Genomic DNA, 19,366 nt, shown 5'->3' with positions numbered 1-19,366 from the left:
GCGCGGCCTCAGAGCTCGGTCTCGAGCGGCTCCCGCGCGAGCAGCTGGTCCACGCCGCTCAGCACCTCGTCCGGGCGGAACGGGTACCGCTCGATCTCGGCGCGGTCGCTGATGCCGGTGAGCACGAGGATGGTGTGAAGACCGGCCTCGATGCCCGCAACGACATCCGTGTCCATCCGGTCGCCGATCATCGCCGTGTTCTCGGAGTGCGCGCCGATGCGGTTCATCGCCGAGCGGAACATCATCGGGTTCGGCTTGCCGACCACGTACGGGTCGCGGCCGGTGGCCTTGGTGATCAGGGCGGTGACCGCTCCCGTCGCCGGCAGCGGGCCTTCGGCGCTCGGGCCCGTCGGGTCGGGGTTCGTGGAGATGAAGCGCGCGCCCTTGCCGATCAGGCGGATCGCCTTGGTGATCGCGTCGAAGGAGTAGCTGCGCGTCTCGCCGACGACCACGTAGTCCGGGTTCGTGTCGGTCATGATGAAGCCGGCCTCGTGCAGCGCGGTCGTGAGCCCCGCCTCGCCGATGACGTAGGCGCTGCCGCCGGGCATCTGCGACTTGAGGAAGTCCGCGGTGGCGAGGGCAGACGTCCAGATCGACTCCTCGGGCACATCCAGCCCGGAGGTGCGCAGGCGCGCCGCCAGGTCGCGCGGGGTGAAGATCGAGTTGTTCGTCAGCACCAGGAACGGCGTTCCCTGGTCGCGCCACTGCTGGATGAGGTCCGACGCCCCGGGGAGCGCCTGGTTCTCGTGCACGAGAACGCCGTCCATGTCGGTGAGCCAGCACTCGATCTCGTCGCGACGCGTCACGCGGACTCCTTTCGCCGGGAATCGGATGCGTCCAGCTTAGGGGCCGGGGCCGTGCAGCGGTGAGGGCCCGGCGCGCCCGGTGGATACGCTGGAGGCGTGGACGAGACGCCGAACCCGACGCACGAGCTGACCACGAACGGCGTCGGACCCTGGCCGGGCGACTGGCCGGACGACCCGCGCTACGACGCCGAACTGCTCCGGCACGGCGACACCCGCAACGTGATCGACCGCTACCGGTACTGGAGCATGGAGGCGATCGTCGCCGATCTCGACGAACACCGGCACCCGTTCCACGTGGCCATCGAGAACTGGCAGCACGACATGAACATCGGGTCGATCGTGCGCAGCGCGAACGCTTTCGCCGCCGACACCGTCCACATCATCGGCCGCCGCCGCTGGAACAAGCGGGGCGCCATGGTGACCGACCGCTACCAGCACGTCGTGCACCACGACGACGTCGACGGGTTCGTGGCGTGGGCGCGCGGCGAGGGACTGCCGGTGATCGCGATCGACAACGTCCCCGGATCGGTCGGGATCGAGACCTTCGCGCTCCCGCGGGAGTGCGTGCTGCTGTTCGGGCAGGAGGGACCCGGGCTGTCGGCGGCGGCGCTGGAGGCGGCGGATGCGGTGGTCGAGATCGCCCAGTTCGGCTCCACGCGGTCGATCAACGCGTCGGCTGCGGCGGCGATCGCCATGCACACCTGGATCACACAGCACGTCCCCTTCGGCTGAGGGCAGCGCTGGGTCAGCGGTTCGTGCGCCGCCAGACGAGCTTGAGGCCGGACCAGTCGGTGTCGACGGCGGCGACCTTCACGTCGACGAGGCCGCGTAAGAGGGCCGCATCGCGGATGACGTTCTCGTTCAGGTCGCTCACGTGCCCGGCCGCCTTCCGCGGCCATGCCGCCCACAGCATCCCGTCGGGGCGGATGCGCTCGCCCAGGTCGTCGAGCTCCGCGAGGAACGCGTCGGCCGACCGGTAGAACGCCAGGATGCAGCCCGCCGGCCCAGCGTCGGTCCACTCCACCTCCGGACCGTCGTCGAGCGGGATGCGCCACCCGGCGTCGGCGTGGAGCACCTGCGCGCGCATCCCGGGCTTGAGGCCCAGTTTCTTCCAGAGCGGGGTGCCGGAGTAGCCGGAGTCGGGGCTCATCCGCGCCACCCCGCATCGTCGGCGATCCGCCGGATTGCGGCCGCATCCAGGTCGTACACCGTGGCACCGTCGTCGGGCGCGGGCGCCGTCACCAGCTCGGCGCGCGCCGGTCCGTCGGCGGGGAGCCGCACCCAGGCGAAGCCCGCGCCGCGCACGGCCCGCTCGCGCGGAGGCGGCCACAGCACGTCGGTCGTGTTCGCGACGGCAGGCGCCACGACGACCGGGATGCCCCCAGGACCGGCCTCGGTCACCAGCCCGTGGTGGAAGTGCCCTGCCAGGATGAGCCGCACATCCCCCGCGCTGCACACGTCGAGCAGCGGCTCCGGGTCGACCAGCCGCAGCGGCTCGAACAGCACAGTGCTCGGCGGGACCGGAGGATGGTGCAGCGCGACGACGGTGCCGTGCTCGGCAGGCTGGGACAGCACCTCGCGCAGGCGCTCGAGCTGCGCATCCGACACCCGGCCGTAGCCGGCGCCCGGCACGCTGGTGTCGACGGTGACGACGCGGAAACCGCGGATCTCCGTCACGGTCTCGGGCGCGCCGAGCACCTCCTGGAAGCCGTCGGCGAGGTCGTGGTTGCCCATCGCGTAGACCACCCGGGCCCCGCGCTGCTCCGCCCAGGGGTCGAGGGTCGCCTTGAGCCGGCGGTACGAAGCGGCCGTGCCGTCGTCGGAGAGGTCGCCGCTGGCGACCACCACATCCACCTCGGCCAGGCTGCCCGCCCGGGCCAGCACGCGGTCGAGCCCGGCCAGCGTGTCGACGATGCCGTAGTGCAGCCGTCCGTCGCCGTACAGGTGCGTGTCGGAGAGGTGCAGGATGCGCAGCGTATCGGTCACGCCGCCACCCTAGCGCCGGCCACCGTCGCTCCCGCCGTCGCCGCGGCGGGCGGGCGTCCGCGGCGACGAGTGGTGACTCGTGGCTCGAATCCCGGCCGAGTGGTGACCAGATGTCGCCACTCGCGGCGGCGTCACTCGGTGTCGAGCGCCTCGATGAGGGAGTCGACCGCGGTGATCAGGTTGTGCAGCGCCTGGCGCTCGATCGAATCCTCGGGGAGCTTCTGGATGTCGTAGCTCGCGGCACTCGCCGCCTGTCGCGCCTGCGCGAGAGCCGCCTGGACCTCGAGATCGGCCATGGTCCGTCCTCCTGTCGATCGGTGCTGGTGGGCGTCACACTATCGCCAGCGGGTGCCCGCCCACCAGGGGTGCCCCGCGCTATCCGATCAGCGAGGGCCGCAGGTCGCGCAGGGTGCGGAAGTGCGTCATCCGGGTGACGCCGATCGCGGCGAGGAGCAGCGCGATCAGCATCCACAGGGCGAGCACTCCCGCATCCGCCCACGCCGTCGCGGGGTTGCCGCCGTACATGAGCTGGCGGATGCCGTCAACGGCGTACGACATGGGCAGCGCATGGTGCAGCGCGGCGAGCGGCCCGGGCAGCGTCTGCCACGGGAACGTCCCGCCCGCGGTCACCAGCTGCAGCACCATGAGCACGAGGCCGAGGAACTGCCCGACGCTGCCGAGCCAGACGTTCAGGGTGAGGATGATCGCGGCGAAGGTGACGGACGCCAGTCCCATCATCCCGAACATCCCGAGCGGATCGTCGATGCGGAAGCCGAGCGCACCGGCGACGATCGCGAACAGCCCGATCATCTGGATGGCACCCAGCAGGCCCGGCGTGAGCCAGCCCGCGAGCGTGATCTTGATCGGCGAATGCAGTGCCGTGATCGCGCGGCGCGAGACGGGCTTCACGATGAGGAACAGCGCGTAGATGCCGATCCACGCCGCGAGCGCCACGAAGAAGGGCGCGAGGCCGGCGCCGTACGTGCCCGCCGAGGTGATCGAGTCGTTCTTCAGGTTCACCGGGTCGGCGATGGTCGACGCCTGCTTCTTCTGCAGTGCGGGGGAGTTGTCCGGGATGCGGTCCACGCCCGACTTGAGGCCGTCGCGCAGCTGAACGGTTCCGTCGTGCAGGGTGGTGAGCCCATCCCGAAGCTGTGCGGCGCCGGTCGCGGCGGAGGAGGCGCCGGACGCCAGCTGCGACGCCCCGGCCGCGGCCTGCTGCGACCCGTTCGCGACCTGCGACGCGCCGGCCGCGGCTTGCTGCGACCCGTCCGCGACCTGGGAGGCGCCGCTCGCGACCTGGTCCGCGCCCGACGACAGCTGGTGGATCTGGCCGACCGCCCCCTGGATCCGCCCGTTCGCCGCCTGGGCCTTGGTGTCGAGGTCGCCGAGCACCGCCTTCACCTGCGCGAGCTGCCCGGGCGTCGCCCCGGCGGCGGTGAGCCGGTTCAGAAGGTCCTGCTGTGCGGCCGGCGCGGCCGTGGCGATCTGCTGCGCGGCCGCGGAGGCCTGGTCGGCCTGTGCCGCCAGCTGACGGTTGCCGGCCGCCACCTGGGCGGCGCCGTCGCTGACCTGCTGCGCACCGGAGGCGAGCTCGCCGAGCTTGCTCGACAGCTGCTGCGATCCGGATGCCAGCTCGCCCAGCTTGCCCGCGAGCTCCTGTGAACCGGAGGCAAGCTGCGCCGTTCCGTCCGCGAGCTGGGCGGCGCCCGACTGGGCGGACGCGCTCCCGTCGACGAGCTTGTTCGCGCCGTCGACGGCGGTCACCAGGTTCGAGCGGATGTCGGCGAGCCCGATGAGGAACTGCTTCGCCGCCTGCTCGTTCACCTGTTTGACGATGGAGGTGCGGATCTTCTCCGCTGCCTGGGTGCCGATGGTGGAGGCGAGGTAGCTGTTCGTGTCGTTCGTGGTCAGCGTCACGATCGCGCGGTGCGGGGAGGTGCCGGAGGCGGACGCCAGCGCGGAGGAGAAGTCCTTCGGGAAGGTGATGCTGAAGTCGTACTTGGAGTCGTCGACGCCGCGCGCCGCGGAGCCCGAGGCGACGCGGTGCCACTGGAACGAACCGTCCTTCACCAGCTGCTCCGCCACGTCGTCGCCGTAGTTCACCGGCGAACCGTCGACCGTCGCGCCGGTGTCGTCGACGACGATGGCGGCAGGGATGCGGTCGAGGTTGGCGTACGGGTTCTGGTTCGCCCACAGGTACAGGCCGCCGTAGAGCACCGGAACGCACATCAGGGCGATGAGCGCCACGATGGACATGGGGCTGGCGGTCAGGCGGCGGAACTCCGCCGCGATCATCTGCGGGATCTTCATGCGCCATCCTCGGTGGGGTCGGTGACGTAGGGGTCGGTGACGTAGGGGTCGGTGACGTAGGGGTCGGTGACGATCAGGTCCGGGAGATCGTCGGTGTCATCCCGGCCGGGGTCTTCGTCGAAGGTCTGGGGTCCGGTCTCGTCCATGCGCGAAACCAGGGAGGCGGCGGCGATGGCCGCGGCGGAGGCGTCCCCCGCCACGACGAGCACCGCGATGCCGCGACCTGCGAGCTCTCGGGCGAGCCGCCACCACTCGACGGGGTCGCCGCCGTGGCGGTCGGGCGACACGAGCACGAGACCGTCCACGCCCTTCCGCAGCAGCGCCAGCTCGGCGAGCAGGCGGATGCGGACGGTCGGCGGCACGGTGCCGATCGCGTATCGCGCCCATTCGGACGCGTTCAGCTCGCGCAGCATCCGGCTGACCGCGAGGGGATGCGAGGCCCGGCCGGCGAACATGAGCTCCTCGGCCACGATGCCCGAGACGGTCACGTCGGCGGTGGGCTCCGAGACGTCGGGCGCGTCGATGAGGGCGATCCGTCGGCGCATCGCGCCGTAGTCGGTCGTGCCGTCGAGGGTGACGCTGCCGTCGTCGGGCCGCATCCGCCCGGACGCGATCAGCCCGAGCACGGTCGGCCGCTGCTCGGTCTCGGCGCGCGCGAGGGAGGCGCGCCCGCTCTCGAAGGCGGCGGAGGTCGCCGGCAGGGCCGCTCCCTTGGCCACCTGGTCGAGGACGACCTTCATCGACGGCTCCCCTCGTCCGCGCCGCCGACGGGCGCGCCGTCACGGGTGCCGGCTCCCGTGCCGAACGCCAGCTCGGGGGTGAATGCGATCAGCTCTCCGGCCTCGCGCCATCCCATCCCCGCGGCTCCGAGCCCCGCCAGCATGACCAGCCGGTGGCCGGCCTCGGGCGTCAGCCCGGCGCGGGTGGCCTCGTCGAGCACCGACACGGCCGCGTTCTCGATGAGCCGGGTGACCGTCTCGCGGTCGAGGTCGGTCCGGATGCGGCCGGACTCCATCCCGCGCCGCACCGTATCGCGCAGGCGCTCGCGCGCCGGGTCGAGCGCGGTGCCCACCAGCTGGCGGTGCGGACCGCGCACGGCCAGGGCCGCGCTCACCCGGACGTGCTCGACTTCGGCCCACAGCGTCGCGCCGAAGAGGGCGATCTCGACCAGGGGGTCGGGATGCGACACCGGGTCGAGCAGCGCCGCGAGCCGTCGAGCGCCGCGCGTGAAGACTTCGACGAGGAGCTCGTCACGCGTGGCGAAGTGGCCGTAGACGGCGCGACGGCTGAGACCGGCGCGCGCGGCGATGCTCTCGAGAGAGGCGTCGATGTCCTCGTTCAGGGCGACGGCGGCCGCAGCGAGGATCGCCTCGCGGTTCGCGGTGGCGTCGCGGCGCGGTGCGCGGGTGGTCGAAGTGGGCATGCGTCCAGTGTACGCCCTTCTTGCACACTCGTGTGCAACTTCATGGGTCGCGATAGGATCGAGTGCAACGGTCGTCACGCGTGGCGCCGGAGCGTTCCATCCATCGAGAGGACTCAACGTGCCCGCGATCGTGATCATCGGCGCCCAGTGGGGCGACGAAGGCAAAGGCAAGGCGACCGACGTCCTGGGTAGCCGCATCGACTACGTCGTCAAGTTCAACGGCGGCAACAACGCCGGGCACACGGTCGTCGTCGGCGACGAGAAGTACGCGCTGCACCTGCTGCCCTCCGGCATCCTGACCGAGGGCGTCACGCCGGTCATCGCGAACGGCGTGGTCGTCGACATCGAGGTGCTCTTCGAAGAGCTGGATGCGCTCATCGCGCGCGGCGTCGACGTCTCCCGTCTCAAGGTGAGCTCCAACGCGCACGTCATCACCTCGTACCACCGCACCATCGACAAGGTGACCGAGCGTTTCCTCGGCAAGCGCCAGATCGGCACCACCGGCCGCGGCATCGGCCCCACCTACGCCGACAAGATCAACCGCGTGGGCATCCGCATCCAGGACCTCTTCGACGAGAACATCCTGCGCCAGAAGGTGGAGGGCGCCCTCGACCAGAAGAACCACCTCCTGGTGAAGGTCTACAACCGCCGCGCCATCACGGTCGACGAGGTCGTCGAGCAGCTGCTCACCTACGCCGAGCGCCTGCGTCCCATGGTCGTCGACAGCTCGCTGCTGCTCAACCAGGCGCTGGAGGAGGGCAAGTACGTGCTCTTCGAGGGCGGCCAGGCGACCATGCTGGATGTGGACCACGGCACGTACCCGTTCGTCACCTCCTCCAACTCCACCGCCGGCGGTGCGGCGACCGGCTCCGGCATCGGCCCGAACCGCATCGACCGCGTGATCGGCATCGTCAAGGCGTACACCACGCGCGTCGGCGCGGGTCCGTTCCCCACCGAGCTGTTCGACGAGTGGGGCGAGTTCCTGCGCGAGCGCGGCTTCGAGTTCGGCACCACGACCGGCCGCCCGCGGCGAACCGGCTGGTACGACGCGCCGGTCGCCCGGTACACCGCGCGCATCAACGGCGTCACCGACTTCGTGCTGACCAAGCTCGACACGCTCACCGGCATCGAGCGCATCCCGGTGGCAGTGGCCTACGACGTCGACGGCGTGCGTCACGACGAAGTGCCCGCCTCGCAGAGCGACTTCCACCACGCGAAGCCGATCTACGAGGAGTTCCCCGGCTGGACGGAGGACATCTCGGGCGCGCGCACGTTCGACGACCTCCCGAAGAACGCGCAGGACTACGTGCTCGCCCTCGAGGGCCTCTCGGGCGCCCGTATCTCCGCGATCGGTGTGGGCCCCGCCCGCGACCAGATCGTGGTGCGTCACGACCTGATCGACTGAGTCCGGCCGATCGAGTGGTGACTCGGTGCTCGAATTCGGGCCGAGTTGCGACATGATGTCACCACTCGGCAGGATGGGGCGGGCCGGGGGCCGCGCGCCAGCGCGCCCGCGGGGCCGCGGCGTGGGATGTGCGGCTAGAACCAGGTGCTGAGCCGCGGGGGCACCGCCGTGCGGAACAGCCGGTCGAGCGCATCCACGTCGCCCTCGATCCGGCCCGCGATGGCGAGGCCGCGCGCGGCGTCGTGTCCGAGGTAGACCGCGCCCAGCGAGGCGACCGGCAGCGTCACGTCGGGCGCATCCTCCGTCGCCACCACCTCGGCCTGGCCGCCGCGCACCGTCAGACGGAAGCGGCCGGCCGCGAGCCCGAGATCGTCGCGCACGTCGAGCACCAGTGAGCCGTCGCGCTCGTACGTGCGCGCCTGGAGAGCGGCCGGAACGTCGAGGATGCGCACCCAGAGGTGGTCCTGCACGTCGGTGACCTTGGCGCCGCGGATGTCGGAGACCAGCGCGGGCAGCGGCTCGTCGACGCCGCGCGTCCACACCTTCACGGTCGCCACCAGGTCGAGCTCGAGCAGGAAGCGCCACAGCGCGGTGAGCGCCTCGTCGGTCGCCGCCGCGAGGTAGCCGACCTCGATCGTGTGCCGGGTGAAGTCGTCGTCGCCCTTGACCGTGTACGACACGAAGCCCTCCGGCTCGCCCGTGGGGGAGTCGTAGCGCACGAGACGGTACTTGTCCGCGTCGGGGTCGCCCTTCAGCGGCCCGATCAGGCGGTGGGCCAGGTACGGCTCCAGCCCGATCTCGCCCGCACGGGCGGCCATGGCCTTGTCGAGCACGGCCTCGCCGGTCTCGCGGTAGTCCTCCGGGTCGGTGAAGGACAGGCGGCCCGGGGTCTCGGCGCCGGCCCAGCGCACGCGCTTGGTGTCGATCGACCACGCGGTCGTGTAGGTAGCCGGTCCGAAACCCCAGCGCCCGTAGATGACCGACTCCGAGACGGTCAGGATGGCCAGCGGGACGCCCAACGCGTGCGCGGTGCGCAGCTCCGATCCGAGCAGTGCCCGCGCGATACCGCGGCGGCGGTGCGTCGGGGCGACGGTCACCGAGCTGATCGCCCACGCGCCGACGCGGCCGCCGCCGGGGACGGTCAGGGGCGCCACCCACGAGTTGACCGTGCCGACCGGCTCGCGCGCCGGGACGGCGTCGTCGTAGACGGCCGTGGTCCGGCGGCCGCCCAGGTAGCCGCGCGCCTCCTCCAGCACCTCCTCCTTCGGCCGACCGCCGTGGAACCCACGGAAGTCGGCGCGGATCCAGCCGTCGAAGGCGGCCGGGTCCGTCGTGTCGACGAGGGCCAGGCGGAGTCCGCCCGCGGAGAGGTCGCGCTCGGAGGTCGGGTCGATGGGCTGGGTGAGGAAGTCCATCCCCTCACCGTATCGGGAGGCACGCCACCCCGTCAGGCGGCCGGACATCCGATCGCGATCGCCGTCATGATGCGGTGCCGTCCGTCGTCTGAAGAGATAACAGGACGGAGATCATCGTGGACAGAAGAACTCTCGTGCGCACCGGGCTCGGCGCAGCGGTCGGCGTCGGTCTGGGCGTGGCGGCACGGCCGGCGGGCGCCGGTGCGGTCGCTTCAGCTCAGCCGGACCTCGAGGCGCTGCGTCGATCCCTCTCGCCGGCCGCCCGGCTGCTGACACCGGGACAGGCCGAATACGAGACGGTCGCCCCGCCGTTCAACCGCCAGTTCTCGTCCGTGCGCCCGCTGGCGATCGTCATGGTCGGCATCCTCGACGACATCCGTGCGTCGGTCCGCTGGGCGGCGGGCAACGGCGTTCCGGTCACGCCGCGCTCGAACCTCGGGCACAACTACGCCGGGTACTCCTCGACCACCGGGCTGCTCCTGGTCATGTCGCAGCTGACCGGTGTCTCCTGGTACCCGGGCGAGCCCTCCGAGCGCGTCGCGTATTCGACGGGCACGCTGCACAGGAACGCCGGACAGCTCGTCGTGGAGGCCGGCGTGACCAATGGCCTGCTGCACCCGAATCTCGAGCTCGGCAACATCCTCCTGCCGACCGGCCGGTGCTCGAGCGTCGGCGTCGCCGGACTGGTGCTGGGCGGCGGGATCGGCTTCAGCGACAAGATGGCGGGCCTGACCTGCGACCGGCTGACGGCGACCACGATCGTCACGGCCGACGGCGAATGGATCACGTGCGACGCCACGACCAACGCCGACCTGTTCTGGGCCGTCCGCGGGGGCGCGGGCGACAACTTCGGCATCCACTTCGACTTCACGTTCGATTACGACAAGTACTACGGGACGGTCGCGTACTACCGCTTCCGATGGAGTCTCGATTCGGCGATCCCTGCGGTCTCGGCGCTGCAGCGAGCGTGTGCGGAGGGATTCAGCGACCGGCGCCTCCACATGCGCATCGGGATCGAGACGAGCGGCGCGACGTCGCAGCAGGTGCGCGCGAACAGTGCGGTGACGGCCACGGGCCAGTTCTACGGGAGTGCGAGCGAACTCACGAAGCTGCTCGGTGCCGCTCTCGCGGTCGGCACCGTGAGCGAACGATCGCAGAACGCGGCATCCGTGCGCGATGTCACCCTCGCTGAGGCGAGCGTTCTCCTCAACGAGGACGTCGCTCCAGGGCCGTTCACCGGGGCGTCGACGGTTCTGGCGGCGCCGCTCTCGGATGACGAGTCGACGCCGTCTGCGAGCACGTGCTTGCCTGGCCGGGAAGCTCCAGCCCGTACGGGGTCGATATCGCCCTGTTCGCCCTCGGGGGAGCGGTGAGCGACGTCCCCCGGAGGCGACCGCGTTCGTCCATAGGAACGCGCTGTTCATCGCCCAGTTCAACGTGAACTGGGCCGAGAGCGACCCGCCCTCTTCGTTGGAGAGTCACCGCCACTGGCTTGACGGGCTGACCGGGAGGCTGCCGCGGACGCGCGCGTATCAGAACTTCCCCGATCCGTATCTCGACGATGCCCAGCAGGCGTACTACGGCGGCAACTACGCCCGGCTGCGCGCGGTGAAGTCCGCGTATGACCCGGGATCGTTCTTCGGCTACCCGCAGGGAGTGCGTCCGCAGTGACACCGCCGCTCGTGGTCGTCGGTCAGACCGCTTCGACCATGATGCGGGCGTAGTCCATCAGCCACTGCTGCTCGGTCTCCGGGCTGAGGTCGCCGGTGAGCACGTCGACGCCGTAGCCGTCTTCGAGCGCGATGAAACTGCGGGCGAGCACGTCCGCGGGCTGCAGCAGACGGAACCGCCCCGACTCCTCGCACGCCCGCAGCACCCGTTCGTACAGTGCGGCCTGGCGCGCGATGAGGACGCCGTTCTCGGCGGCGGCCGCCGGGTTGCGTAGCACGATCGGCGTCAGCTCGTACAGGATGCGGCTGGTCTCGGCCGCGCGACCGGGCCACGGGATGCCGGACGCGATGCACTCGGCGAGCTTCTCCTCGGGAGTGGGCGCCGCATCCACCCGGGCCTCGCGATGCGTGCAGTACTCGTCGCTGCCCTGCGCGAAGACGGCAGTGTAGAGCTCGCGCACGTCGGGGTAGTAGTACAGCACGGAGGCGGAGGTGAGCCCCGCCTCCTTGGCGATGTCCGCCAGGCGGAGTTCGCTGGACCCGTGAGCGAGCATGGCGCTGGACGCCGCGGCGATCAGCTGCTCGCGCCGGCGGGTCTGCTCCTTGGGCCGTGCCATACCTCCGATCGTCGCACACCGCACGCCGCCGGTTGACACGCTCGCGATTCTTTATATAAATTGCGTTTAATTTACTCGACGGCCGCTACGGCCATGACGGAACCCGGTTGATGATGACCCGCCCGCTCTCCCTCGCACTCGTGCAGGCACCGACGGCACCCTCCGACGACATCGGAGCCTTCGCCTCCCACCTCGAACGCCTCACCCGCATCCACACCGACACCCACCTCTTCGTGCACCCCGAGCTGCACCTCACCGGCCTCGGCGACGCGTCGCCGGCGCAGACGGCCGAGCGCATCGACGCGCTCGCCGAGCCGCTCGACGGCCCGCGTGACCGGGCGCTCGCAGCGCTCGCCGGCGACCTCGGCGTGTGGCTGGTGCCCGGCAGCTTCTACGAGCGCGGGGAGGACGGCCGTGTCTACAACACGACGGCCGCCTACTCGCCCGAGGGCCGGCGCGCCGCCTCCTACCGCAAGGTCTTCCCGTGGCGGCCGTACGAGACCGTCGCCGCCGGAGACGAGTTCGTCGTCTTCGACATGGACGGCTTCGGGCGCATCGGGCTCTCCATCTGCTACGACGCCTGGTTCCCCGAGCACAGCCGTCACCTGGCGTGGATGGGCGCCGAGCTCATCCTGAACCTGGTGCAGACGCCGACCTCCGACCGGGCGCAGGAGGAGACGATCGCCAAGGCGAACGCCATCGTGAACCAGGTCTTCGTGGCCAGCGTCAACGCCGCCGCGCCGAACGGTCTCGGTCGCAGCCTCCTCGCCGACCCGCAGGGCCGCGTGCGCGTCGAGTCGGCCAGCTCGGAGAGCACCGTGCTCTCCGACGTGATCGACCTCGACGAGGTCGCCGCGGTGCGCCGATACGGCAGCGGAGGTGTGACCCGCCCCTGGCGGCAGTACGAAGGCGAGGTCTCGAACCTCGAGCTCCCGCTGTACGAGGGTCGCCTCGCGTCGTCGCGCTGGACCCCGACCGTCGCGAGCACCGCGGAGGTGACCGCATGAGCGCCACGTCGCCGCGCCTGAGCGCCAAGCTCTCGCTCTCCTCCATCGTGCTGTTCGGCGTCGCTTACATGTCCCCGGCGATCGTCATGCTGACCTTCGGCGTCATCGCCGGAGCCAGCAACGGCACCACCCCGACGGCCTACATCATCGCCGCCGCCGCCATGTCGTTGACCGCCCTCAGCTACGGCAAGATGGCGCGGATCTACCCCGCATCGGGCTCCGCGTACACCTACGCCCGGCGGACCATCGACCCGCACGTCGGCTTCCTGGTGGGATGGGCGATCCTGCTCGACTACTTCTTCCTGCCGATGGTGGCGTGGCTCATCCAGTCGGTGTACCTCAACGCGCAGTTCCCGGGCGTCCCGGTCTGGGTCTGGCTGCTGATCAACATCGTGGTGACGACGATCGTCAACGGCCTGGGGATCGTGCTCGCCGACCGGGTCAACAAGACGCTGATGACGCTGACCGGCCTGGGTATCGCCGCCTTCGTGGTGCTCTGCATCGGCCACCTGTCGGCGGCTCCGCCGGCCTCGTTCACCGCTCCGCTCTGGAACGACAGCACCACCATCGCCGCGGTCTCCGGAGGAGCGGCCATCGCGGCGTACTCGTTCCTCGGGTTCGACGCGATCAGCACTCTCAGTGAGGAGACCGTCAACCCGGAGCGCAACATCCCGCGCGGCATCTTCCTCGCCGTGATCATCGGCGGTCTAATCTTCGTGATCGTCTCGTACGTCATGCAGCTGGTCCACCCGGGCGGCAGCTTCGAGGACTCATCCACCGCCTCGTACGCCATGTCCGTGCTCGTCGGTGGGAAGGTCTTCGCCGATATCGTCAACCTGGTCGTCATCGTGGGCGGCTTCGCGTCGGCCATGGCCATCCAGGCCAGCACGAGCCGCCTCATGTACGTGATGGGACGTGACGGGGTGCTTCCTCGCGGGTTCTTCGGCCGGCTGAACGCCCGGTTCAACACTCCGCTGCTCAACCTCATCCTGATCGGTGCGGTCGCAATGCTGGGTCTCGGTCTGTCGCTCGACACGGCGACGTCGTTCATCAACTTCGGCGCGTTCCTCACGTTCACGATGGTGAACGTGTGCGTCGTCGTGCACTTCGTCCGCCAGTGGCGGCGACGGCAGCGGCTGTCCGTCGTCAGGTACGCCGTGCTGCCGATCATCGGCGCCGCGGTCGACCTCTATCTGTTGACCCAGCTCGGCCCCATCGCACTCTGGCTCGGGATCGGGTGGCTCGTCATCGGCGTCGTCTACCTGGCGGTGCTCACGCGCGGCTTCCGGCGCACTCCGCCGGAGATGCACGTGGAGGAGCGGGCCGAGCAGGAGGAGACGCCGGCGGTCCGCTAGCGTTGAGAGCATGAAGGTGCGCGGTCTCATCCAGAGCAGCGAGACGCGGGAGCTCACCGCCGAAGCGGACGACGCGGAGTCGGCGCGGGCGCTGATCGAGGAGCAAGTGCCCGAGGGGTTCGACCTCGTGCAGGTGCACAACGCCATGCCTCGCGGCGGCCGGGTCATCGCGAAGGCACTCATCCGGCCAGCGGCCGTGCGCGAGATCGAGGCGGAGGGCGCCGACTACGCGTCGGCCCGCGACGCCCTCCGTGCCGCGGTCCCGGCCGACCACCGGCTGCTCTCCATCGTCGTCGCCTGAGCCCCAGCCGACGAAGCCGACAATTCCTGAGTAATTCGGGCCCGCGAGCACGATCGCCCCGAATTACTCAGGAATTGTTGCCCGGGGGCGTCAGGGGAGCGGGAACGGCTGGCCGGCGGCGGCCTCGAGGCGGGGCCACAGGCGCGCGCCCTGGCGCGGCGATCGGGAGGCGCGCGTCGCGGCGGCGTGCACGGGGGCGCCCTTCGTCCGGAGCGCCGGGCCGAGGTAGTCCCCTCCGCTGACGGAGGGGTCGAGCACCGCGCGGACGGGCACGTGCGCACCGGCGTCCTTGCCCTGCGTCCATGCCGCCTGCAGGTTGTCCGCGAAACGCTTCACCCGCGACGGGTGATTCACCCCGCGGATGCCGGGCGTGCGCCCCGAGGTCGAGTAGCCCGGATGCACGACGACGCTCGCGACGTCGGATCCGGCGGCACGGAGGCGGCGATCGAGTTCGAACCCGAACACCTGCGCCGCGATCTTCGAGCCGGAGTACGCCCGCCACGACGTGTACCCGCGCTCGAGTTGCAGGTCGTCGAGGCGGAGGCGGCCCAGCCGGCTGGCCAGCGATCCGAGGGTGACGATGCGGGCCGAAGGTGCGCCGGGCGCACCAGACGCACCAGACGCACCGGCCAGTGCCGGGAGCGCCCGCGCGACCAGCCGGAAGTGCCCCAGCACGTTCGTCGACAGCACGAGCTCGTTCCCGTACTCGTCCGTCTGACGCGTGCGCGGCGGGTGAACGATGCCTGCGTTCAGCACCAGCGCATCCACCCGGTCCCGGGCGAGCAGCGCGTCGGCCGCCGCGTCGATCGAGCGCCGGTCCGTCACATCCAGCGGCAGCCCCTCGACGGAGGCGCCCCGGACCCGGCGGCGGATGGCCGACACGGCCGCTTCCGCGCGCTCCGGGTCGCGGCAGGCCAGCACCACGTGGGCGCCGGCGCCCGCCAGCTGCTCGGCCGTGAAGTAGCCGACTCCGGCGTTCGCGCCCGTGACGACGACCGTCCGGCCGTGGGCGTCGGGCAGCGCCGTGGCATCCCAGCCCATCCGGTTACTTGCCGTTCCCGCCGGCGATGCGCTCGTGGTGGTGGATGACCTCCGCGATGATGAAGGTCAGGAACTTCTCTGCGAAGGCCGGATCGAGGTGGCTCTCCTCGGCCAGGGCTCGCAGCCGCTGGATCTGCTCCTGCTCGCGCTCCGGGTCGGCCGGCGGCAGTCCGTGCGCCGCCTTCAGGGCGCCCACCTGCTGCGTGAACTTGAACCGCTCCGCGAGCATGTGGATGACCGCCGCGTCGATGTTGTCGATGCTCTGGCGGATGCTGTGCAGCTGCTCGAGCGCGGCCGCCTCCTCGCTGTTCTGGGGCATGTTCCGACCCTACTGCGTCACAGGCTGGGCGACGGCTCGGCGAGCACCCGGGTGAGCACGGGACGCGTGGCGCGCAGGGCCGCCCAGACCAGCAGGATCCCCGCCGCCAGCGTTCCCGCCACCACCGCGAGGGTGAGCGGGGAGGTCAGCAGGCTCATCCCGGTGAGCGGGAACACCACCACGGCCGCCGTGACGGCCGAACCGATCGCCGTGATCCGCAGCGGTGAGAGCACGGCCCGGCTGCGTGCGGCGTTCATCTCCCCGACCGGCATCCCGATCCGGTCGAGGCTCACGTAGAGGTCGCGCCGGTCGAGGACCGCCGCCGCCTGGTTGACCCCGGCCGAGCACGCGACCATCACGAAGGAGGCGACGACCGTGATGAGGACGCCCGTGCGGATGTCCGCGACGAACTCCCGAGCGGCCGGGTCGCCCTGACCGCCCGCGAGATCGAGGAACGAGATGCCGACGCCCGCGATGACCGCGACGAAACTCGTCATCGCGACGCCCGACACCTGCCGCCAGGCGGCCTTCGGCGACTCCAGGATGCTGCGGGCGGCGAGCAGCCGGCGGGCCGTCCGCGCCCGGCGCGCCTGCCCGGCGGCCATCAGCCCCAGCACCCACGGGCCGACGAGGTTCAGCACTGCGATGGTGCCCGCGAACCCGGCCGCGAGCACGCCGACGATCACCCCGACCTCCGCCGCGCGCTGCACCACGGTGATCGCGCCGACCACCACGAGAACGGCACCGGCGGCGAGAACGGCTCGCACCCAGTGGATGCGCGGAGCCTGCTGACGGGTCCGCACGCCGAGCGGCGACACGATCACGCCCCGCAGCCCGACCGCGGCGCTCGCCGCCGCCAGCGCGCCGACACCGAGCACGGCCAGCGCGATCCACCCCGGGCCGAGCAGCACGGACATCCCGAGCGGTTCCCCGCGGAAGGGGATCAGCCCGATCAGCGGGGAGACGACCACGTAGACCGCGACGCCGGCGACCGCCCCGGCGAGAGCCGTCACGGTCGACTCGATGACCGTCAGCGCCGTCACCGTCGAGGACGTCGCGCCGAGGAGGCGCAGGCTCGCGAGGCGGTCATCCCGTCGCCGCGCGGAGAGGCGGGCCGCCGAACCGCCGAGTCCGGCGAGAGGCACCAGCAGCAGCGACAGGGCGATCACGGCCAGCAGCTGGTACAGCCCAGCCGTCTCGTCCGTCCAGCCGAAGAACGCCTGCGCCCCGCCGGCGACGATCAGCAGCAGGGCCGTCACCACGGCGAACGCGACGACCGGGAGAAGGAACGTCGACCGGGTGGATGCGCTGCGGCGGGCGAACAGCCACGCCAGGCGGAGCGTCGTCATCGGGCGTTCACCCCGTCCACGATCCGCCCGTCGGCGAGCCGGAGCACGCGCGAGCAGCGTGCGGCGACCGTCTCGTCGTGCGTGACCACCACGAGCGAGCGGCCGCGGTCGGAGGTCGAGCGGATGAGCGCATCCATCACCTCTGCCGAGGTCACCGAGTCGAGGGCGCCGGTCGGCTCGTCGGCGAAGACGACGGCGGCGCCGGTGGTCTGCGCCCGGGCGATTGCGACGCGCTGCGCCTGACCGCCCGAGAGCTGGCCGATACGGCGCGACTCGAGGCCCGCGAGCCCCAGGGCCGCCAGCCACATCGCGGCCGTCTGCTCGGCAGCGGAGCGTTCCGTACCCGTCAGCATGAGCGGCAGCGCCACGTTCTCGACGGCGGTCAGCTCGGGCAGGAGCAGGCCCTGCTGGAAGACGAAGCCGAATGCTTCCCGTCGCAGCCGCGAGCGGCCGGCCTCGTTCAGGCCGGTGACCTCGAGCGGGCCCTGAGGGGTCGCGAGCACGACCGAGCCGCCGTCGGGCGCGACGATGCCGGCGAGGCAGTGCAGCAGGGTCGTCTTGCCCGAACCGGACGCGCCCATGACGGCGACGGACTCGCCCGGCGCGACCCGGAAATCCACGCCCGCGAGCGCTGTGGACGTGCCGTAGGTCTTGGTGAGGCCGGTCGCCGCGAGGACCGGGGGTTCTGCTGGGCCGGGTGCTGGTGCTGAGGTCATGCTCCCAGCGTGGCCGGGTGCGGGCGGCGCCGGCATCGGCCGCCCGGCGCATCCTGGGGCCACGGCGTCATCCGCAGGAAGTGGTCCTCCAGTATGACGCCTCAGCCCGTGGCGACGCGCCCCACCTTCTCGGTCTTGTCCCACTTGGCCTCGGCGCCGGCCAGCTCCTTGAGGTAGGAGTCGAAGGTGATCGCGCACAGTAGCGAACCGTAGCCCGCCAGGTAGATCAGCGTCGGGGCGAGCCAGCGGCCGGCGCGCGTCTTCTCCGACGTCCGCGCCAGCCAGGCGACGACCATCGAGAACGGGATCCAGACGTAGATCGCCAGCGTCAGCGCGAACAGCGTCGCACCATCGAGTGTCACGCCGAAGAGGCCGGGCAGCCAGACCAGCGTGACCGGCGGGAAGAGCGCCGTGACCATGACGAGCATATTGATGATCCCGGGGAACAGCAGCACGTGGCCGAGCGTGTGCTTGGTCGTGGAGCCGTCGGTCTGCGCCCCGAGGATCAGCACGAAGAGGTACGCGAGCGCAGCCGAGATCCAGAGCACCCGGAAGACGCCGGTCGCGACGTCGCTGTGCAGGAACAGCAGTCCCGCCAGGCCGATGGATGACGTGATCATGATCAGAGGCAGCAGCCACAGGCTGAACCACACGATCCCGAAGCTGATGCCACCGAGGTGGTGCGTGCGTGAGGGGCGGAACCACACCTTCGAGTAGCGGGCGGTGACCGTGACGTTGCCGCGTGCCCAGCGCAGGCGCTGCTTCCAGAGGGCGTCGACGCGGTTCGGTTCCTCGGCGAGCACGTGCGCGTGCGGCTCGAAGACCACCTTCTTGCCGAGCAGCTGCGTCTCGAACGTCGTGATCGTGTCCTCCGCCAGCGAGGATGTGTCGATGCGGCCGCCGATCGCCAGCAGGTTCTCGCGGGTGTGCAGTTGGGCGCCTCCGGCGAGGCAGGCCTGCGCGCCGAGCACGTTCTGCGCGCGCCGGGCGGCCGGCTGCGAGAGGACGTACTCGACGCCGACGAACTTGGTGAGGTAGTTGCGGTGGGTGCTGCCCTCGCGGATGTAGGCCGACACCGCACCCACGTCGGGGTCGGCGAGGTGGCGGGTCATGCGGCGCAGCGAGTCCGGCAGGTAGATGACGTCGGCGTCCATGATGAGGAGCGCCTCCATCCAGTCGTCCTCGAGGATGCGTGCGATGCCGTGGTTGAGGGTGTGCGCCTTGCCCTGGCCGCCGTGCTCGCGCCTGAGCAGGTGCACGTTGCCGGGGTAGCGGGAGGCGCGGTCGCGCACCACCTCGGGGGTGTCGTCGGTGCTGGCGTCGTCCACCACGTAGATGCGGAGCGCCTCGAGCGGGTAGTCCAGCTTCATCAGCCGGTCGATGGATGCGCCGATCACCGCGCCCTCGTTCCAGGCGGGGACGACGATGGCGACCCGCGGAAGGTACGGGGCCGCCTTCCTGTAATGGTTGATCCAGGCGTGGAACGGGATGACCACGAAGGTGGCCGCCGCAGCGATCACGGGGATGAGCCCGGTGAGCGCGAGGATCAGGCACACGATGACGCCGATCCACTGCAGCGCGCTGAGAACGTCCAACCCCAAGACCTCCCTGTTCTACCCTGCACCCTACCGCGGGCCCGCGCG

21 protein-coding genes are annotated in these 19,366 nt (G+C 71.0%); 7 read left to right on the top strand and 14 right to left on the bottom strand.

Annotated features, from left to right (window positions below; all coding sequences use genetic code 11):
* Positions 1–8 precede the first annotated feature (8 nt).
* Positions 9–806, bottom strand: a complete 798-nt coding sequence (locus tag ACQ86M_RS13400) for an HAD-IIA family hydrolase (protein ID WP_431219158.1) — start codon at positions 804–806, stop codon at positions 9–11.
* Between the two features lie 96 nt (positions 807–902).
* Between ACQ86M_RS13400 and ACQ86M_RS13395 the strand changes: the two genes are divergently transcribed.
* Positions 903–1,538: a TrmH family RNA methyltransferase gene (locus ACQ86M_RS13395; RefSeq protein ID WP_431245824.1), complete on the top strand. Its 636-nt coding sequence runs from the start codon at positions 903–905 to the stop codon at positions 1,536–1,538.
* A 13-nt stretch (positions 1,539–1,551) separates the two neighbouring features.
* Here the strand turns inward: ACQ86M_RS13395 and ACQ86M_RS13390 are convergent, their stop codons facing one another.
* From ACQ86M_RS13390 to ACQ86M_RS13365, 6 genes are all read right to left on the bottom strand, one after another.
* Positions 1,552–1,956, bottom strand: a complete 405-nt coding sequence (locus tag ACQ86M_RS13390; RefSeq protein WP_431245823.1) for a DUF3052 family protein — start codon at positions 1,954–1,956, stop codon at positions 1,552–1,554.
* Positions 1,953–2,792 carry a metallophosphoesterase gene (locus ACQ86M_RS13385; RefSeq protein ID WP_431245822.1) on the bottom strand — a complete coding sequence of 280 codons (840 nt, stop codon included), beginning with the start codon at positions 2,790–2,792 and terminating at the stop codon, positions 1,953–1,955. The genes ACQ86M_RS13390 and ACQ86M_RS13385 overlap by 4 nt, the downstream gene beginning before the upstream one ends.
* A 131-nt stretch (positions 2,793–2,923) precedes the next feature.
* Positions 2,924–3,088 carry a hypothetical protein gene (locus tag ACQ86M_RS13380; protein ID WP_431219154.1) on the bottom strand — a complete coding sequence of 55 codons (165 nt, stop codon included), beginning with the start codon at positions 3,086–3,088 and terminating at the stop codon, positions 2,924–2,926.
* 79 nt (positions 3,089–3,167) lie between these two features.
* On the bottom strand, positions 3,168–5,105 hold the full coding sequence (locus tag ACQ86M_RS13375) for a YhgE/Pip family protein (RefSeq protein WP_431245821.1): 1,938 nt from the start codon (positions 5,103–5,105) through the stop codon (positions 3,168–3,170).
* On the bottom strand, positions 5,102–5,845 hold the full coding sequence (locus ACQ86M_RS13370) for a hypothetical protein (RefSeq protein ID WP_431245820.1): 744 nt from the start codon (positions 5,843–5,845) through the stop codon (positions 5,102–5,104). Before ACQ86M_RS13370 ends, ACQ86M_RS13375 begins: the two co-directional genes overlap by 4 nt.
* On the bottom strand, positions 5,842–6,528 hold the full coding sequence (locus tag ACQ86M_RS13365; protein ID WP_431245819.1) for a TetR/AcrR family transcriptional regulator: 687 nt from the start codon (positions 6,526–6,528) through the stop codon (positions 5,842–5,844). The genes ACQ86M_RS13370 and ACQ86M_RS13365 overlap by 4 nt, the downstream gene beginning before the upstream one ends.
* Before the next feature lie 118 nt (positions 6,529–6,646).
* Between ACQ86M_RS13365 and ACQ86M_RS13360 the strand changes: the two genes are divergently transcribed.
* Positions 6,647–7,933, top strand: a complete 1,287-nt coding sequence (locus ACQ86M_RS13360) for an adenylosuccinate synthase (RefSeq protein ID WP_431245818.1) — start codon at positions 6,647–6,649, stop codon at positions 7,931–7,933.
* Positions 7,934–8,067: 134 nt separating this feature from the next.
* On the opposite strand, the gene ACQ86M_RS13355 is transcribed toward ACQ86M_RS13360, so the two are convergent.
* Positions 8,068–9,348, bottom strand: coding sequence for a GNAT family N-acetyltransferase (locus ACQ86M_RS13355; RefSeq protein ID WP_431245817.1), 1,281 nt, complete (start codon positions 9,346–9,348; stop codon positions 8,068–8,070).
* Positions 9,349–9,464: 116 nt separating this feature from the next.
* Between ACQ86M_RS13355 and ACQ86M_RS13350 the strand changes: the two genes are divergently transcribed.
* Together ACQ86M_RS13350 and ACQ86M_RS13345 are read left to right on the top strand one after the other, a co-directional pair.
* Positions 9,465–10,721 carry an FAD-binding oxidoreductase gene (locus ACQ86M_RS13350; RefSeq protein WP_431245816.1) on the top strand — a complete coding sequence of 419 codons (1,257 nt, stop codon included), beginning with the start codon at positions 9,465–9,467 and terminating at the stop codon, positions 10,719–10,721.
* Positions 10,722–10,785: 64 nt separating this feature from the next.
* Entirely contained in the window at positions 10,786–11,019 is a 234-nt protein-coding gene (locus ACQ86M_RS13345) for a BBE domain-containing protein (RefSeq protein WP_431245815.1), read from the top strand.
* A gap of 22 nt (positions 11,020–11,041) precedes the next feature.
* Here ACQ86M_RS13345 and ACQ86M_RS13340 read toward each other — a convergent pair whose 3' ends face one another.
* Positions 11,042–11,635: a TetR/AcrR family transcriptional regulator gene (locus ACQ86M_RS13340; protein WP_431245814.1), complete on the bottom strand. Its 594-nt coding sequence runs from the start codon at positions 11,633–11,635 to the stop codon at positions 11,042–11,044.
* A 110-nt stretch (positions 11,636–11,745) separates the two neighbouring features.
* Here ACQ86M_RS13340 and ACQ86M_RS13335 point away from each other — a divergent pair, with 110 nt between their 5' ends.
* From ACQ86M_RS13335 to ACQ86M_RS13325, 3 genes are read left to right on the top strand one after another with little or no spacing between them, the layout of a single operon-like run.
* Positions 11,746–12,642, top strand: a complete 897-nt coding sequence (locus tag ACQ86M_RS13335) for a carbon-nitrogen hydrolase family protein (RefSeq protein ID WP_431245813.1) — start codon at positions 11,746–11,748, stop codon at positions 12,640–12,642.
* On the top strand, positions 12,639–13,997 hold the full coding sequence (locus ACQ86M_RS13330; protein ID WP_431245812.1) for an APC family permease: 1,359 nt from the start codon (positions 12,639–12,641) through the stop codon (positions 13,995–13,997). The genes ACQ86M_RS13335 and ACQ86M_RS13330 overlap by 4 nt, the downstream gene beginning before the upstream one ends.
* A 10-nt stretch (positions 13,998–14,007) precedes the next feature.
* Positions 14,008–14,298 (top strand): hypothetical protein, encoded by a 291-nt coding sequence (locus ACQ86M_RS13325; protein WP_431219144.1) that lies wholly within the window; start codon positions 14,008–14,010, stop codon positions 14,296–14,298.
* Positions 14,299–14,388: 90 nt separating this feature from the next.
* Here the strand turns inward: ACQ86M_RS13325 and ACQ86M_RS13320 are convergent, their stop codons facing one another.
* From ACQ86M_RS13320 to ACQ86M_RS13300, 5 genes are all read right to left on the bottom strand, one after another.
* Positions 14,389–15,339, bottom strand: coding sequence for an SDR family NAD(P)-dependent oxidoreductase (locus ACQ86M_RS13320; protein WP_431245811.1), 951 nt, complete (start codon positions 15,337–15,339; stop codon positions 14,389–14,391).
* A 4-nt stretch (positions 15,340–15,343) separates the two neighbouring features.
* Entirely contained in the window at positions 15,344–15,658 is a 315-nt protein-coding gene (locus ACQ86M_RS13315; protein ID WP_431219142.1) for a chorismate mutase, read from the bottom strand.
* Positions 15,659–15,675: 17 nt separating this feature from the next.
* Positions 15,676–17,007, bottom strand: coding sequence for an FtsX-like permease family protein (locus ACQ86M_RS13310; RefSeq protein WP_431245810.1), 1,332 nt, complete (start codon positions 17,005–17,007; stop codon positions 15,676–15,678).
* Complete coding sequence (locus ACQ86M_RS13305) at positions 17,004–17,723, bottom strand: ABC transporter ATP-binding protein (protein WP_431245809.1); 720 nt, start codon at positions 17,721–17,723, stop codon at positions 17,004–17,006. The genes ACQ86M_RS13310 and ACQ86M_RS13305 overlap by 4 nt, the downstream gene beginning before the upstream one ends.
* A gap of 101 nt (positions 17,724–17,824) precedes the next feature.
* Complete coding sequence (locus ACQ86M_RS13300; protein WP_431245808.1) at positions 17,825–19,318, bottom strand: glycosyltransferase; 1,494 nt, start codon at positions 19,316–19,318, stop codon at positions 17,825–17,827.
* Positions 19,319–19,366: the final 48 nt, after the last annotated feature.

Source organism: Leifsonia xyli subsp. cynodontis (assembly GCF_050632205.1).
Taxonomy (GTDB): Bacteria; Actinomycetota; Actinomycetes; order Actinomycetales; family Microbacteriaceae; genus Leifsonia; species Leifsonia xyli_D.
The sequence above is the reverse complement of the archived record's forward strand: the minus strand, read 5'-3'. Positions and strand labels throughout refer to the sequence as shown.